This is a genomic window from Desulfogranum marinum, from assembly GCF_963675105.2.
Classification (GTDB): Bacteria; Desulfobacterota; Desulfobulbia; order Desulfobulbales; family Desulfobulbaceae; genus Desulfogranum; species Desulfogranum marinum.
The window spans coordinates 2,314,096-2,328,538 of record NZ_CAXXRO010000004.1 but is presented as its reverse complement, the minus strand read 5'-3'; the positions used below and the strand labels follow the sequence as shown (position 1 = coordinate 2,328,538).

Here is a 14,443-nt window from a genome sequence, read left to right as displayed (position 1 = left end):
TCTCCGAGCTTCATTTTCAGGGATTCCCTATTAGATCAGAACACTATGGAAAGAGGTATGTCTATGAAACAAAAAATGTATTTGATAGTGGCGATGGCGCTGGTGATTTCCTTCACTGGCTGTACTTCAAAAAGTACCAAGATTAAGAACAAGGAGAAGGGAGCAACCAGTGATGCCCGCATTACCTTGACCAAAAAATATACAGATTGTGTGAGCAAGGCTGCTGGGGATAAAGCAGCTGTCGAAGCTTGTGATGCTATTCTCGACTCCATCAAGAAGCTTGATTGAGACAAATACCGCGCTCTCAGGTTCTGAATTAACGGCAAGGCAGCAGCTACCTTTAACGTTCAGTGCATTATCCCTGTAACAGTTACCGCATCCGAGACCTTCGGCGTGGCATGGAGGTAGTATTGCGGATACATGTACGTGATACGGAGAGGTCGAAAACATAGGAGGTGCCTAAGGCGGAAGTTGTTCAACAATTATGAATTATTACATTTTAAATAATTGAAGGTATCAGGGAGATAAGATTATGCATCAACGCAAAATATCTGTACCTGGAATCATTATCCCTCTTCTTTTTTTATTCAGTTTCTTGGCAATCTCGGTACCATTGTTGGCGGCAACAAAAGAACAGATTGAGCAGCAGAGAGCAGATATCAAAAAAATGGCGCCAGACACTGGAGCGTCTCTATACAGCCCAGCCCTCAGCACAAAACGCTATCCAAAAAGCTGCTGGTTATGCTGTGTTCAGCAACTTCGGCCTTAAAATTGTTTTTGCAGGTGGCGGATCTGGTAAGGGGGTAGCCGTAAAAAACAAGTCCGGGCAAGCGACCTACATGAAGCTGATTGAGGTGCAGGCCGGGTTTGGAATGGGCATAAAAAAATTTAGAATGATCTGGGTTTTTGAAAACCAGAGTGACCTGGACAGTTTTATCAACTTAGGCTGAGAGTTCGGTGGACAGGCAACGGCGGCGGCCCAAACAAGTGGTGAGGGGGGGCTTTGCCGGAGCCATGTCAATTAAACCCGGCGTATGGCTCTACCAGCTGACGGATGATGGCCTGGCTTTAGAGCTCACAGCCAAGGGTACGAAATATTATAAAGACAATACGCTTAACTAAGGAATACGATACGGGGAAGATGATTATCTTTCTGATTTCAACCAATTATATTCGTATCTACTTGCCCTATTCCTTTGGTCAAGCTATAGACAATTGTGGACTGGAGCAAACTGTTTACAATGTAAATTGTCTTCCTTATTCGATAGCCTTGCATTTGAAACAAGCATCACTGCAATATATTGACTCTGTTTTTTCCTCTACTATTTCGTTAAGAACAAGATGTTACCCTTTGTTCACTTTCCTCATTTTAAGATGATAAGGAAAGTGAATACATTAACTTGGTGCTGGTATCATCACAGAAAAACACTTTTTCAGTATAGCGAATTTTGAGGAGAAAGAATGAGAGTTTTGCCATCGCTTTCTTTGAGCTTCCACTTAAACCGGCGGTTTATAATAGTTTCTATTCTGCTATTGTTCCTCGGTCATACGACAATCACCCCCTGCCTAGCCCCCGCAGCCACTACTCAAAAAAATAAAGCGTCAAGCCCATCGCAATCAGCCGAGACTAAAGAGAAAGAGCAGATTCTTGACCGAAATTTAGCACAGCTGACACCAAAGACAACCGAGCTGGCAAAAACGCTGCTTGACATGCAAAATCAGCTCAATGCTATCAACATTAGTGAACAAGCTGAACAACAACTAGCATCATTATCAAAGCAGGAGGCCCCACTCGAGGAGCAAATACGTGCCCTGGAAAGTGACCCCCAGAGCAGTCGAGAGCAATTGACAGACCTTCAGGTAAAATTAAATACCAATGAGCGGAAGGCAAACCTTGTCATGAAGGAGGCTGTCTCTAAGGTAGCTAAATTTGATTATTGGATAGACTTCTGGGACGATGAGAAAAATGGTATTGAAAACTGGAAGAAAGGGTTGGGCGCCAGCAGTGAAATTCCAGCTGTCAGAAATACTTTGGAAGAACTGCAATCCGTTATCACGAAGGCCAATGAAACAATAGACGCCAAACTCCTACCGCTATTCAACATGCAAAAGAAGGCTGGAACCGTACAGGTGGCTCTTCATAAATCGATCCTGCGTGTTAATAATCTCATCAAAAGTAAATTCAACTTTGATCATCACACAAGTTTCCTTTTTTCTGCCACCTATTTCAATGAGTTTGATTCACAACTCTGGAACAGTTTACTGGCAGGGATCAGCAGCATCTTCAGACCTGATTTCAGCTACCTGAAAAACAACAAGAATCACCTCTTCATCGTTCTGCTTTTGTTCGTCATACTATCGGCAATTTTGCAAAAAGGTCAAAATTTCCTGCTCAGTTTACCCCATCTGCGTTTTATTGGTGAGCGGCCCCGTGCTGTTGCCCTTCTCATCAGCCTCATGCTTTTGATTCCTCTGGTAGACACAATGACGCCCTTCTGGCTGGCTGCCTTTAGAATAGTGGTTCTGCTGAACATGCTGCGATTGAGCAGGGTGGCCCTGCTACCTGACACTTACACGCAAAAGGTTATCAAGTGGCTCATCCTGCTGCTTTTACTAACGAATATCCTCAAGATGATAGCCCTGCCCATGGTGCTGGTGCGTATCTACATTCTTGCTGTATCTCTTGCCATGATTGTTGTGGTGCTTCTATTCATTCGCCGCCCTGTGCCCTCACCTGTCAATCCAGTGTTGTTACCTTGGGGTGGGTGGGGCATAATACTGGTATTGGGAACAGTCATCTTCGCCCAATTTAGCGGCAAACCGGATCTGTCCTATCACATTTTCGTAGCGTTATTCAAGACCCTGTTTATTGCTCTCTGGTTGTATATTCTGTACCTCTCAATTGCCGGGCTTCTGGAGGTTCTGCTGCATTTATCGCCCGTATCTTATATGAAAGAGAGCGCTGTTTCCATATGCGCTGCCCTAAGGCCCTTGCTGGTTATCGTTACTTTCATCGGCCTTATTATCCATACCTTGGTAGCTTGGGAGGTCTTCCCTACCATTCATGATGCTTTGGCCGGAGTAAGTGGCTTGGGGTTTTCGCTACAGGGAACAAGAATATCCGCCGGCTTGATTCTGAGTGCATTCTTGGTCCTTTATACAGCCTATTCGACTTCACGAATGGTACAGGACGTCCTGCTGCACTCTGTCCTTCCCCGTCAGAATATTCACAGGGGAACACAGATCTCGATTGTCAGACTTTTACATTATGCCGTCATGCTGGTGGGTTTGTTGTTTGCCCTTGCCACCCTCGGCTTTAATATGACCAACCTGACTATTCTCGGGGGAGCGGTCGGTGTAGGCCTAGGATTCGGGCTCCAAGCAATCTTCAGCAATTTTGCCGCTGGCCTGATCCTGCTGCTGGAACGTCCAATCAAAGTTGGCGACACTATCCGGATTGGTACTGAACTTGGCGAAGTCAAAGAACTTGGCCTGCGGGCCACAGTGATAGAGACTTTCGATAATGCAGAAATTGTCGTGCCGAACTCTGAGTTGGTTACCACCCAGGTGACGAACTGGACATTACGAAAACGTCAGGTGCGGGTTAAACTACCTGTCGGAGTCGCCTATGGCTCAAAAGTTGATAAAGTACTGAATGTTCTAGAGGAATGTGCCAACGACAACCCATTGGTATTAAATACTCCCAAGCCAAATGCACTCTTCCTGGCCTTTGGCGACAATTCGCTTGACTTCGAACTGCGATGCTTTGTTCCGGACATTGACAACCGGATTAAAGTGCAAAGTGAGCTGAATTCGGCAATCGTTGACGCCTTTGCTGATGAAGGAATAGAAATTCCCTTTCCACAGAACGATATTCACCTGAAAAGTATTACGCCAACTTTCAAAAAAATGTTTAATGAAATGTAGTGACGATGTAAATATGTGCTTGAAAGGTTGTTCATCTAATACGGCGTGCCGTAATATCATTACTTACGTGCATTGACGCAAAAAGAGATGGCTCAGTTTGTTTAAACATTGTTCTGTTGTTTTTAAGTGGAACCTCTCTCTTTAATCAAGCTGCCTTTTCAATTGGAGGCATCATCATCTTGTAACCTGAAAGTCGTCTAAAGCGTACACTACTTGATATCCACCCTCAGGTACTCCAAGAACAGTTTGTCTCTGGCCACTGATTCGGTAGACCATCGATATTCGGCCATGACCGTCTGAACCTTTGTAGTTTCAATGCAGTCGAACCAATCCAGGATCTGGGCGAGAGAGCGTTGTGAAAGCCAGTTGTCCATTTTCTTTTCGAGTTTGACAAGTGATTTGGGTTTTCCGGGTTCTTTCTTTTTGAGCTTGGCTTGCACTTCCTTTATTTTTTTCGTCAGGAAGCAATGATAGCCCAGTGAGATAAATTGCGCGAATAAAGGGGACGTACCACGATAAAAAGTGATGATTTGGTGGCAAGCGTGGTGGCAGTTTTAACTCATTTCCATGTGCTTTTAAAGTAAATCCTGCAAAGGGTGTCTCGCAAAACCTGCGCTATAGCGGGCTGAATACTCAGCGCCCCTGCCTTGGGAGCAGGGCTGCACATATTTTTTGGTGGATAGATGAGATTAAAAGGAAAAGTTATCAAGTGGCAAAACGATAAAGGGTTCGGGTTCATTGAACCAATCAATGGGAAGCCAGATTTTTTCTTTCACGAGAATTTCTTCCTCAACCAATCCAGAAGGCCAGTTGTTGGAGACGAAGTCTCTTTTGAAATAGCTACAAACTCAGAAGGGAAACAAAGGGCGGAGAGGGTTTTGTTTCGAGGAGAACGGGACCCGAGGAAATTGGGGGAAATTTTTGATGTTATTTACACGAGCTTGTCCTGTTTATTTTTAATTTGTATTGGCGTTCTAGTTTTTTTAAAAAAATTGGACCCGATTATATTGGTTCTGTATTTGTTGTTAAGTCTCATCACATTTTTATTGTATCGGCAGGATAAGATTAAAGCAAAGAATGATGAATGGAGGACGCCGGAGAATAAACTCCATTTTTTTAGTTTAATTGGAGGGTGGCCAGGTGCTCTCATTGCACAAAGACGGCTCCGCCACAAATCAAGAAAGCGGTCCTTTCTGGCAGTTTTCTATATCACTGTTATTCTCAATATTTCCGCCTTTTCATTTTACTGTTATTCGGGATCGAATTTTATAAACTACGATTTGATCCTTCATAAAATCAATCATTTTACTCATGAATTTCCAAAATATTCTCAAACCAAGCCTAACCAAAAACACAAAGGACCTATCTATAGTTGGACAAATAAAGAAGGTAAGCGAGAATTTTACCGCATCTGTATTTTGACTTCGAGCTATGTCATGTTGATCTCCCGATCAACTCATACGGAGGCATCACATGACAAACCGTGCTCACACATCTCGTTTTTGGATGGCGCATGTTGAAGCGCAGGCAAAAAGCGGCTTGAATCGCGCCGAGTACTGTCGCCAACATAAACTATCTTACCACGCGCTGACGTATTGGCAGAGAAAACGGAGGCGACCTGATATCTCGCATACCCCTCAACTGATCCCGGTTCCGGAAAAAGCAACCCGGATCACACTGTCATCTCAGCGCGGAGACATACGTGTAGTATTGGCCAACAATATCAGCATCGAGATAAGCAATACCTTCAGCAGCGATGCCCTCGGCAGGCTTCTTCCTCTTCTCGCGAGTCGGTAATGCTATTTTCTTCCATGCCTGTGCAAGTTTATCTTGCGCCCGGCACCACCGACATGCGGAAATCAATCAATGGCCTTTCCATGCTGGTTGCCGAACAGTTCGAGCTTGATCCTTTTTCCGGGCATCTGTTCTGTTTCTGCAATCGCAGGCGTGATATCGTCAAGATTCTGCTGTGGGATCGAAACGGATTCTGCCTCTGGCATAAGCGGCTCGAAAAAGACCGTTTTCAATGGCCGCAAAGCGAGCTGGAGGTTATGAGCATATCCGGACAATCATTATCCTGGCTGCTTGACGGTTTGTCCATTGAGCAGGTTGATGCCCATGAACGCCTCATGTTTGACACTGTATAACAGTCTGTTTTTTTAAGTTAATCGATGAAAATTCAGGTAGATATGTTATGATGGTTTCATGAAATTTGAAGCTGCCACATTACCGGATTCGCCAGAATCTCTTAAAGAAATCATACTCGATTTGCAGGACAGGATTGAGGGGCTGGAGGCGTCTTACCAAAAAGAAACCTCTATCCTGTATGAGCAGTTACGTCTTCTTCGGGCCAAACTTTTTGGCCGTAAAAGTGAAAAGATCCCACCGGACAGCACGGTTGAAGTTCTCCCCCTATTTGACATGCCGGAGCCGGAGGGAGAAGAGGCTGGCCCTGAAGAAATCCCGGTTAAAGGGCATCAACGCAAGAAAGGGGGGCGTAAGCCGTTACCTGCGGATCTCCCCCGTGTGGAAAAAGTGCACGATATTGCTGATAGCGAGAAGACCTGTGGTTGCGGATGTCCGTTGACCAGGATCGGGGAAGAGGTCAGCGAACAACTGGATATAGTACCTGCCAGGATGCAGGTAATCCGCCACATTCGGCCTAAATATGCCTGCAAGTGCTGCGAAGGTGCGCTGGATGAAGGGCCGACCGTCAAAATTGCCCCTGTCCAGCCACAGCTTATCCCCAAATCCATAGCTACCGCCGGTCTGCTTGCTTTCATCATGACCGGGAAGTTCATAGATCATCTGCCTTTTTATCGGCAGGAGAAACAGTTTTCCCGTCTTGGGGTTAAAATATCGCGATCCTCCATGTCCACCTGGGCCATGCAGGCCGCACAGGCATGCATCCCGTTGCTGAACCTGCTTCACGATGAACTGCTGGCTGCAAATGCCATCAACATTGATGAAACTACTGTACAGGTGCTCAAAGAACCCGGTCGAGACCCGACTTCCAATTCCTATATGTGGATCTTCCGCCGGGGCGATCCCGACAAACAGGTTCTTTTGTATCAATACCACCCGACCCGTGCCGGAGATGTTGCTGCCGATTTTTTAGGCGAGTACACCGGATACGTGCAAACTGACGGCTATAGCGGCTATGACTTTCTGGATCACAAAGAAGGGGTAGTCCACATTGGCTGCTTTGCCCATGCCAGACGCTATTTTGCTGATATTGTCAAGGCACGTGGCAAGAAAGGGAAAAGCGGCAGTGCGGATGTGGCCTTATCTTACATCAGAAAACTGTACAGGTTGGAAAAGCAGTTCAGGGAAAACGAACTGCGACCGGAAGAGGTATATCGACAACGACAGGAATATGCCAAACCGATCTTGGATAGCTTTCATGAATGGCTTTTGAAGCAGTCAACCAGAACTCTTCCCAAGGGATTACTTGGTAAGGCGATTACCTATTCGCTCAATCAATGGAAACGGCTGGTTGGATATATCGAGGACGGCCATCTTGCCATCGATAACAACATGGCCGAAAACTCTATCAGGCCGTTTGTCGTGGGCCGGAAAAACTGGCTTTTTGCTGGAACTCCGGAAGGGGCTGAGGCTAGCGCTGCACTGTACAGCCTTATCGAAACAGCTAAGGCTAACGGCATCGAACCGTACAGTTATTTGAGGCATATATTCGAGGAACTGCCGAAAGCTCAATCACTGCAGGATTATGAGGCACTGTTGCCTTGGAATGCAAAAGAGCATATAGCTGCCCTCGTTAGGTAAAGCTGGGTGTGGTTCTGCTGGCGCTTACTAAAGAAGGGAAAACGGTCTATTCAAATGTAGGTTTTCCGCAAAATGAAACATACAGTGACGGGAAAATTGAGTGGAAATGATGAAAATTGGAAAAACAATCGAAGTCGGACCATTAACCGTAGAATATTTGTAGAAAAACAGCCTGATTTTTCTAAGTTAGCGTGGAACTAAAGAAGCAATATTGACACAGAGACTCCTTAGGAGATACAGGAATTAAGCTAAACTCTCTCAACTATGCTAGGGAAAGCAACCTCGCAGCCTACCACTCCTACTTAATTGTGTCAGAAAACAATAAATTTGTCTCGGCAATATTAATCATGGTTTTCTCAAATCAATTACCATCAAAAGCTGTTTTCCAGTAGAAATAGTTTCAAGACATTCTTGCCGTTCTATAATCTGTGGTATAATGCAGTCAAAGGTTGATCATACCGGTTGATATGCCCTGTTTTTTACCGGCTTGTACTTAGAGGGCAACTAGTATCCCGACATCCCGACTCATTGTTACAGAAGACGATAAAGAGATGATTCAACCTGTTGGTAGCCACTTGTTTGTTGTGCTATCGGCTTGTCCTCTTTCGTATCGATATGATTGCTGTAGCCTTGAAAAAGCTTTTTTTTTGCGTCTGAACATTGTCGCGAAAATTTTGAAATTGTTTAAATATTTTTTATGTGCCAGAGTCTGGAGTAATGGAAAAATGAAGATTTCAACTGTTGCATCAAGTGAGTGTGGGATGGGGGTAGCTGCAGACCTTTATGAATCATTGATAAGTGACCTTGGAGCTGATCCGGATTTAGTCATTGTATACTGCAGTATAGATTACGACATTGATAGTATCGTAAAAATAGTAACATCCCGTACGCCAAATGCGTCTTTACATGGAGGTACGTCCTGTATGGGCGCAATGACTCAGGATGGAGCAGTAACCGAAAAAGGAAGCGGAATCGCATTGATGGGAATTGTTGATCCGGAAGGAAGCTACGGAGTAGGAGTTGTTTCTTGCGGTGACTCTCCTGAAAAAGCTGCTGAGGATGCGGTTAAAGCAGCACTGAAGAAGGCCGATCGTCCGGGGGAAGTTCCTGCAATGATCTGGTTGACTACTATGCCTGGAGGCGAAGAAGCCGTACTGAGAGGTATTGGCAACATAGTCGGTGAGGACGTTCCTGTTGCTGGCGGTTCCTCTGCCGATAATTCGATTAACGGAGAGTGGAAGCAATTCGGAAATAATGCTGTGTACAGTGATGGGATAGTAGTGACCGTCCTGTTCCCGTCCACAGAAGTGATGTTTGCTTTTCACAGTGGGTACGAACCGACAGAGGCTAAAGGAATAATCACCAAGGTAGGAGGATTTGAGGCCACTGGCCAAAAGGGAGTGGCAACGAGTGCCGGTAAGAGAACATTGTATGAGATAGATGGGCATCCTGCAGCGAAAGTATATAACGAATGGGTGGGTGGAACACTATCTGAAGTCATAGATGAGGGTGGGAACATCCTACACCTGACCACTCTCAACCCCCTTGGGCGTATCGCCGGATATATCGGTGATATTCCCTATTATCAGCTTGCTCACCCTGAAGCCGTCACTCCTGATGGTGCGATAACCCTATTTGCTGATATAAGCAAGGGGGATGAGATCGCTCTTATGCGTGGAACCGTTGACAGCTTAATTTCCAGGGCTGGCCGTGTTGCTGTGGCAGCTTTGGAAACAACACAGGCCGACTCTACAGATATAGCGGGTGCACTTGTAGTCTATTGCGCTGGTTGTATGCTTACAGTGCAAGAGCGACTTGACGAGGTTGTCGAGAGCTTTCAAAAGGCTTTACCGAATACCCCTTTTCTTGGAACATTTACTTTTGGAGAACAAGGCTGTTTTTTAAGTGGTGAAAATCGCCATGGGAACTTAATGATTTCAGTCCTGCTCATAGCAAAAGAATAGCATGCAAATTCATGAACCAGTTCTTACCTGAATCACCCTAACAATATGTAATTAAATGGTTATTAAATCTGAGGAACTACTTGAATCCCTGCTGGATCTGGAAAAATCACGGAAAAGGGAACAAGATCTTCGCATGGAAACTGAAGCGCTTCTGCAAGGGCTTCATGGCATGGCGCGATCTCGGAAAAAAGATGAACTGTTTAAAACTCTAACTGATGCTTTACATAATGTTGTTGATTTTGAAGATGCTTTTATTTTGGAGATGGCAGAAGACAACAACATGACAGTTCTCGCATCTACCTGTTTAGCTGTTGAAAACTCTATTTGGGAACCAAAGTCTGTATTCAATCGTGTGCTGGCAGGGCGTCCTATAGCTTCTTTTGACATCCATCAGGTTCCAGAATGGCAGGCTCAGCCTGACAACGTAAAAGCGAATATTGCTTCAGCATTACATATAGGCTTGCACAGCGGTGGGCTGGATGCAATTTTTATTATTACCCATTCAAGTATAAAACACTTTGGGACAGGCCACGTTAAGAAGGCGAACAGATTTGCCCCACTCGCATCTCAGGCCCTACTCACTCTTGAACTCCAACAAAAGGTTGTGCAGCGGGACCGATTTTTCAAGTTGTCACTAGACCTTATGGCAATAATTGATACAACCGGCATCCTGCGACAGTATAATGATGTTTGGCAAAGTCTTCTGGGGTATGGGGTGAAGGATGTATATGGAAAAAGGTTCTTGGATTTTATTCATCCGGAAGATGCTGAATCCATAGAGGCCATTTTACATTACCTCAAGAAAAAAGAGAGAAAAGAACTCATAGAGGTCCGCTTTCAAACCAAGGAGGGCTCGTATCTATGGTTCTCCTGTAGTTTGGCATCCCATCAGAATGAACAGCTTTGCTATATCGTAGCCAGAGATATTACCGACAGTATCCTTTATCGTCAACGCCTCGCATATACTGCGGAACATGATTCATTAACAGGGTTGATAAATCGTGGTTCTTTTCTTTCACGCATCAACCAGGAATTTTCGGAGGCAGCAGAGAAAGAAGATTATATTTTTGCGATTTTCTTTTTGGATCTGAATAAATTCAAAACTATCAATGATACATTAGGGCACGATGTTGGGGACGAACTTCTTAAAACATTTGCAAAAAAGCTTCAGCAGGTTGTGCACGGAAGAGATGTTGTTGCCAGGCTTGGTGGGGATGAATTTACCATTCTGCTCACAGAATTACAGTCGCCTCAAAATGCCACCTCGGTTGCAGATAGAATACAAACAAAATTTTTACACCCAGTTGAGCTCAAAGGTCACTCCATAAAGATTTCGACAAGTATCGGTATAGCTCTTAGTTCAACACAATATTCAGATGCGGAGGAGATGCTGAGTGCCGCTGATCATGCAATGTATCAGGCCAAATCTGACCAGAGCGTAGAATATGTAATAGGTTAACCAGGGCTTCTCTTTAGATTAAATCCAGCTTTTCTGATTGACAGTCTTACATTGATTCAGCGGGCACAAATTTTAACAAACATTAATTATATACACGATATATCCACTGGTAAGCCTTAGTCGATCAGTTTACTTAAGCATTAATCAAACCTCACTTGCACACTCTTCGATTACAACTTCTTCGACTTGACCTTCTTCCTGTTATGTTGCGAGTTGCCCTATCTACTTGAAATCAAACAGCTTTCGTGACATTTCCGGAAAAGTTAATATTTCCATAAACATCAGGCTCTTATGGAGCATTTGGGAATTGGTACTATTAAGCTCGCAACATAATTTTCCGGCCTTAATTAAACTGCTACGAGAATATTTCTATAGGCAATTGAGGGCTGCCTAATTTAGAAATAATAAAATATAGGAAAAAACCCAGCAGTTATGTGATTCATATCACTCGTAATACTCTAATTTATTATTGGTTCTGCTTCATTACATTTTAAACAGTTACAGGAATTTACGAGTTTGTAAACACAAAAAAAGAATAAGAAATATTTTCAATATTTTTTTTTAAAAAAAAAGAAAAAGACCAACAAGACACGCAACACAACTAACCTCGCAACATAATTCCTGTGAATTTCTGATTTCCAAAAGTCCAGATATCTCCTATTAGTCATGACTTAGTTGAAATTGAAAATGGTATTTGCACCAAAAAAAAAGTAGGGAAGAAACATGGCTATTATCATGACTGACCGTTGGGGGAATGAAGCAAAAAACCCAAAAAAAGTGTCTTGGACAATACACTAAATGATGTATTTCTTGACATAAAACTTCCCGAAATACTTCCCGAAATTTCGATCACTGATGGCGTTTTTCATTTTGATATAGTGAAAAATGGATGGGTCTATTTGGAGGATGACGAGCACCATTATTATCATATGAAAGATCTTGAGGTGGAAAAGATTCGTCAATTATGGGAGTGTTTTCACGAAGGAAACATTGACGATATTTTGGCTGAGCCCTGGATAGAAGGAATTCCAGCATTTAATGGTGATCGGTAAAATTGAAATAAGGAGAGCACAACAAATGCATAGAAAGGCGACCCAAACCGTCCAAAAAGCGGACGATTTGTCGGCCTCTTGAATAGCGTTACAAAACCAAGATATCTCCTGATATGGTTAACATTGTCAACAAGAATGAAACCGACGATCGGCACGGTCATACTGCTTAGGCGGGAAAGAAAAAATATATACATACGCATTTAAAAAATTGTTTTTACTGACAAAAAAATGACATACCGGCTCAAATGAGAGTTTCCACATTTGTCTTTAGGTGGCACTGTAACAAGCGAGTTGTTCCCCCATCATGTTAAGATTTAAAGAAGGAAAAAATGGCAACATATTTTGTAGGAAATTTCAGAATAACTGATGCTGAAGGTATGGCAAAATATAGAGAAAAGGTAGCTCCCCTGTTACTCAAGGAAGGCTGTGAATTTCTTGTCATCAATGACGATGTCGAAGTTGTCGAAGGGAGGGAGGATCACCTACTCCTAGCGTAATAGTTTTGAAATTTGAATCTGAAGAGTCGGCGAAAAAACGGCTTAACTCGCCGGAGTATTAAGCAATAAAGCACCTGAGACTCAACGCTTCAGCAGATGGTTGGGCGGCCTTATCCGAAGGCCTCCAGATGCCTGAATCAGCGTAGGGTTGTTTTGCCTGAGTCCACTTGAGGGTGTTTTTCTTGCAAACGTGGGGCATCTTGTTTGAGCCGGTCCAATACGATGATCTGCCGTCGCAAAGGGACGATATAATCTCTTAGTTGGGGCGTGGGTGATACCTGTTGCAGAAAATTGCCCATAAAGAGGCACTCTTCCTCCTTGCATTTACTATATAGAAAAGAGAGATGGCACAAACAGAGCAGCACAAATTTTATCGCGGAATGTTTATAGTAACACAATAAACTCATTGATAAGAAAGAGGGGAACTGACTTTGAAGTTCACAATTGGTAATTTTCTTGTTCAAGAGATCCGGTTCGGTGCCAATACATCATACAAAAAAGGCCTGTTGACCATCAACAAAAGCGAGGCATTAGCCGTTGTCTGCGAAGATGACCATATAACCGAAGCAGATCTCTATCTAGTCCATCCGGGCGACGATGTTCGTCTGCTCCCTGTCAAAGATGCCGTTGAACCTCGGATTAAACTCGATGGAGCACCGCTCTTCCCAGGAGTTACAGGACAAATGGTGCAATGCGGCGAGGGGATTACGCATGCTCTTAAAGGGTGTAGTGTCGTTGTGGTAGGACAACAGTGGGGCGGGTATCAGGACGGTGTGATTGATATGGGAGGTGAAGGGGCAAAATATACCTACTTTTCACAACTACATAACATTGTTCTCGTTGCAGATACGGACGAAGCGTTTGAACAAAAAGAACTTCAAAAGAAAAATCGTGCCTTGCGCCGGGCCGGATTGAGGCTGGCAGAATATATAGGTTCTGCGGTAAAGACCATGGAACCGGAAAAACTGGAACAATACGAAATGGTGCCAGTTGCCGACAGGGTAATACCGTTGCCGAAGATAGCCTTGGTGTTGCAGGTCCAGTCACAAATGGAAAAACCCGGCTACAACACCTTATGCTATGGCTGGGACTGCAATCATATGGTCCCAACGTTCATTAATCCCAATGAAATTCTTGACGGTGCAATGGTTTCAGGCAGTTTTATGCCCAGTTCCTCCAAATGGTCGACATATGATTTTCAAAATTTTCCAATGATCAAGTGCTTGTATCAAGAGCATGGCAAGACATTAAATTTTATCGGAGTAATTCTTTCCAATCTCAATGTCGAATCCGATCAAAAGGAGCGATCGACACTGTTTGTCGTCAATATGGCCAAAACCCTGGGTATTGACGCAGCTATTGTAGCGGAAGAAGGATATGGAAATCCAGATACCGATTTTACGTCCTGTCTTGTCGCCTTGGAAGATGCGGGAATCAAAACCGTGGGATTGACCAATGAATGTACCGGCAAAGACGGAAGGAGTCAGCCATTGGTATATATGCATGAAAAGGCAGATGCCATTGTTTCTTGTGGCAATGTATCCGAGTTGATCGAGTTACCACCTGCAAAGATTGTATTAGGTAATTTACAGGCACTCGCAAGAGACGGGATGTCAGGCGGCTGGGCGGATGACGAGTTATTAGGCCCTTCCGTCAGGCCGGACGGTTCGATCATTATGGAAAATAATGCAATGTTCTGTGGTGACCAGGTCGTGGGTTGGTCGACAAAAACAGTGAAAGAATTTTGAGGGCTTGAGC

13 protein-coding genes and 1 pseudogene are annotated in these 14,443 nt (G+C 44.1%); 13 read left to right on the top strand and 1 reads right to left on the bottom strand.

What is annotated here, in order from left to right; all coding sequences use genetic code 11:
* Positions 1-63 precede the first annotated feature (63 nt).
* The 4 genes from ACHZCY_RS19005 to ACHZCY_RS18990 all read left to right on the top strand — a co-directional run bounded on the left by ACHZCY_RS19005 (position 64) and on the right by ACHZCY_RS18990 (position 3,927).
* Positions 64-288 carry a hypothetical protein gene (locus ACHZCY_RS19005; protein WP_319550003.1) on the top strand — a complete coding sequence of 75 codons (225 nt, stop codon included), beginning with the start codon at positions 64-66 and terminating at the stop codon, positions 286-288.
* A gap of 350 nt (positions 289-638) precedes the next feature.
* On the top strand, positions 639-950 hold the full coding sequence (locus tag ACHZCY_RS19000) for a lipid-binding SYLF domain-containing protein (protein WP_319550002.1): 312 nt from the start codon (positions 639-641) through the stop codon (positions 948-950).
* 7 nt (positions 951-957) lie between these two features.
* Positions 958-1,122 (top strand): hypothetical protein, encoded by a 165-nt coding sequence (locus tag ACHZCY_RS18995; protein WP_319550001.1) that lies wholly within the window; start codon positions 958-960, stop codon positions 1,120-1,122.
* Between the two features lie 339 nt (positions 1,123-1,461).
* The gene (locus tag ACHZCY_RS18990; protein WP_319550000.1) at positions 1,462-3,927 is read left to right on the top strand and encodes a mechanosensitive ion channel family protein; all 2,466 of its coding nucleotides are present in this window, start codon (positions 1,462-1,464) and stop codon (positions 3,925-3,927) included.
* Between the two features lie 209 nt (positions 3,928-4,136).
* On the opposite strand, the pseudogene ACHZCY_RS23650 reads toward ACHZCY_RS18990, so the two are convergent.
* A pseudogene (locus ACHZCY_RS23650) lies at positions 4,137-4,424 on the bottom strand (IS1634 family transposase); the annotation flags it as partial.
* Positions 4,425-4,610: 186 nt separating this feature from the next.
* Here ACHZCY_RS23650 and ACHZCY_RS18980 point away from each other — a divergent pair.
* The 9 genes from ACHZCY_RS18980 (at position 4,611) to ACHZCY_RS18940 (ending at position 14,433) form a co-directional block, all read left to right on the top strand.
* Complete coding sequence (locus tag ACHZCY_RS18980; RefSeq protein ID WP_394713417.1) at positions 4,611-5,447, top strand: DUF1294 domain-containing protein; 837 nt, start codon at positions 4,611-4,613, stop codon at positions 5,445-5,447.
* Complete coding sequence (tnpA, locus tag ACHZCY_RS18975; protein ID WP_319548959.1) at positions 5,401-5,724, top strand: IS66 family insertion sequence element accessory protein TnpA; 324 nt, start codon at positions 5,401-5,403, stop codon at positions 5,722-5,724. Before ACHZCY_RS18980 ends, tnpA begins: the two co-directional genes overlap by 47 nt.
* A gap of 14 nt (positions 5,725-5,738) precedes the next feature.
* Positions 5,739-6,074, top strand: coding sequence for an IS66 family insertion sequence element accessory protein TnpB (gene tnpB, locus ACHZCY_RS18970; RefSeq protein ID WP_319548958.1), 336 nt, complete (start codon positions 5,739-5,741; stop codon positions 6,072-6,074).
* A 58-nt stretch (positions 6,075-6,132) separates the two neighbouring features.
* Complete coding sequence (tnpC, locus tag ACHZCY_RS18965) at positions 6,133-7,713, top strand: IS66 family transposase (protein WP_319548957.1); 1,581 nt, start codon at positions 6,133-6,135, stop codon at positions 7,711-7,713.
* A gap of 725 nt (positions 7,714-8,438) precedes the next feature.
* On the top strand, positions 8,439-9,677 hold the full coding sequence (locus tag ACHZCY_RS18960) for an FIST signal transduction protein (protein ID WP_319549998.1): 1,239 nt from the start codon (positions 8,439-8,441) through the stop codon (positions 9,675-9,677).
* A 55-nt stretch (positions 9,678-9,732) separates the two neighbouring features.
* Positions 9,733-11,136 carry a GGDEF domain-containing protein gene (locus ACHZCY_RS18955; protein WP_319549997.1) on the top strand — a complete coding sequence of 468 codons (1,404 nt, stop codon included), beginning with the start codon at positions 9,733-9,735 and terminating at the stop codon, positions 11,134-11,136.
* 782 nt (positions 11,137-11,918) lie between these two features.
* On the top strand, positions 11,919-12,188 hold the full coding sequence (locus tag ACHZCY_RS18950; protein WP_319549996.1) for a hypothetical protein: 270 nt from the start codon (positions 11,919-11,921) through the stop codon (positions 12,186-12,188).
* A 329-nt stretch (positions 12,189-12,517) separates the two neighbouring features.
* On the top strand, positions 12,518-12,685 hold the full coding sequence (locus ACHZCY_RS18945) for a DUF1330 domain-containing protein (protein WP_319549995.1): 168 nt from the start codon (positions 12,518-12,520) through the stop codon (positions 12,683-12,685).
* Between the two features lie 431 nt (positions 12,686-13,116).
* The gene (locus ACHZCY_RS18940; protein ID WP_319549994.1) at positions 13,117-14,433 is read left to right on the top strand and encodes a glycine/sarcosine/betaine reductase component B subunit; all 1,317 of its coding nucleotides are present in this window, start codon (positions 13,117-13,119) and stop codon (positions 14,431-14,433) included.
* Positions 14,434-14,443 lie beyond the last annotated feature (10 nt).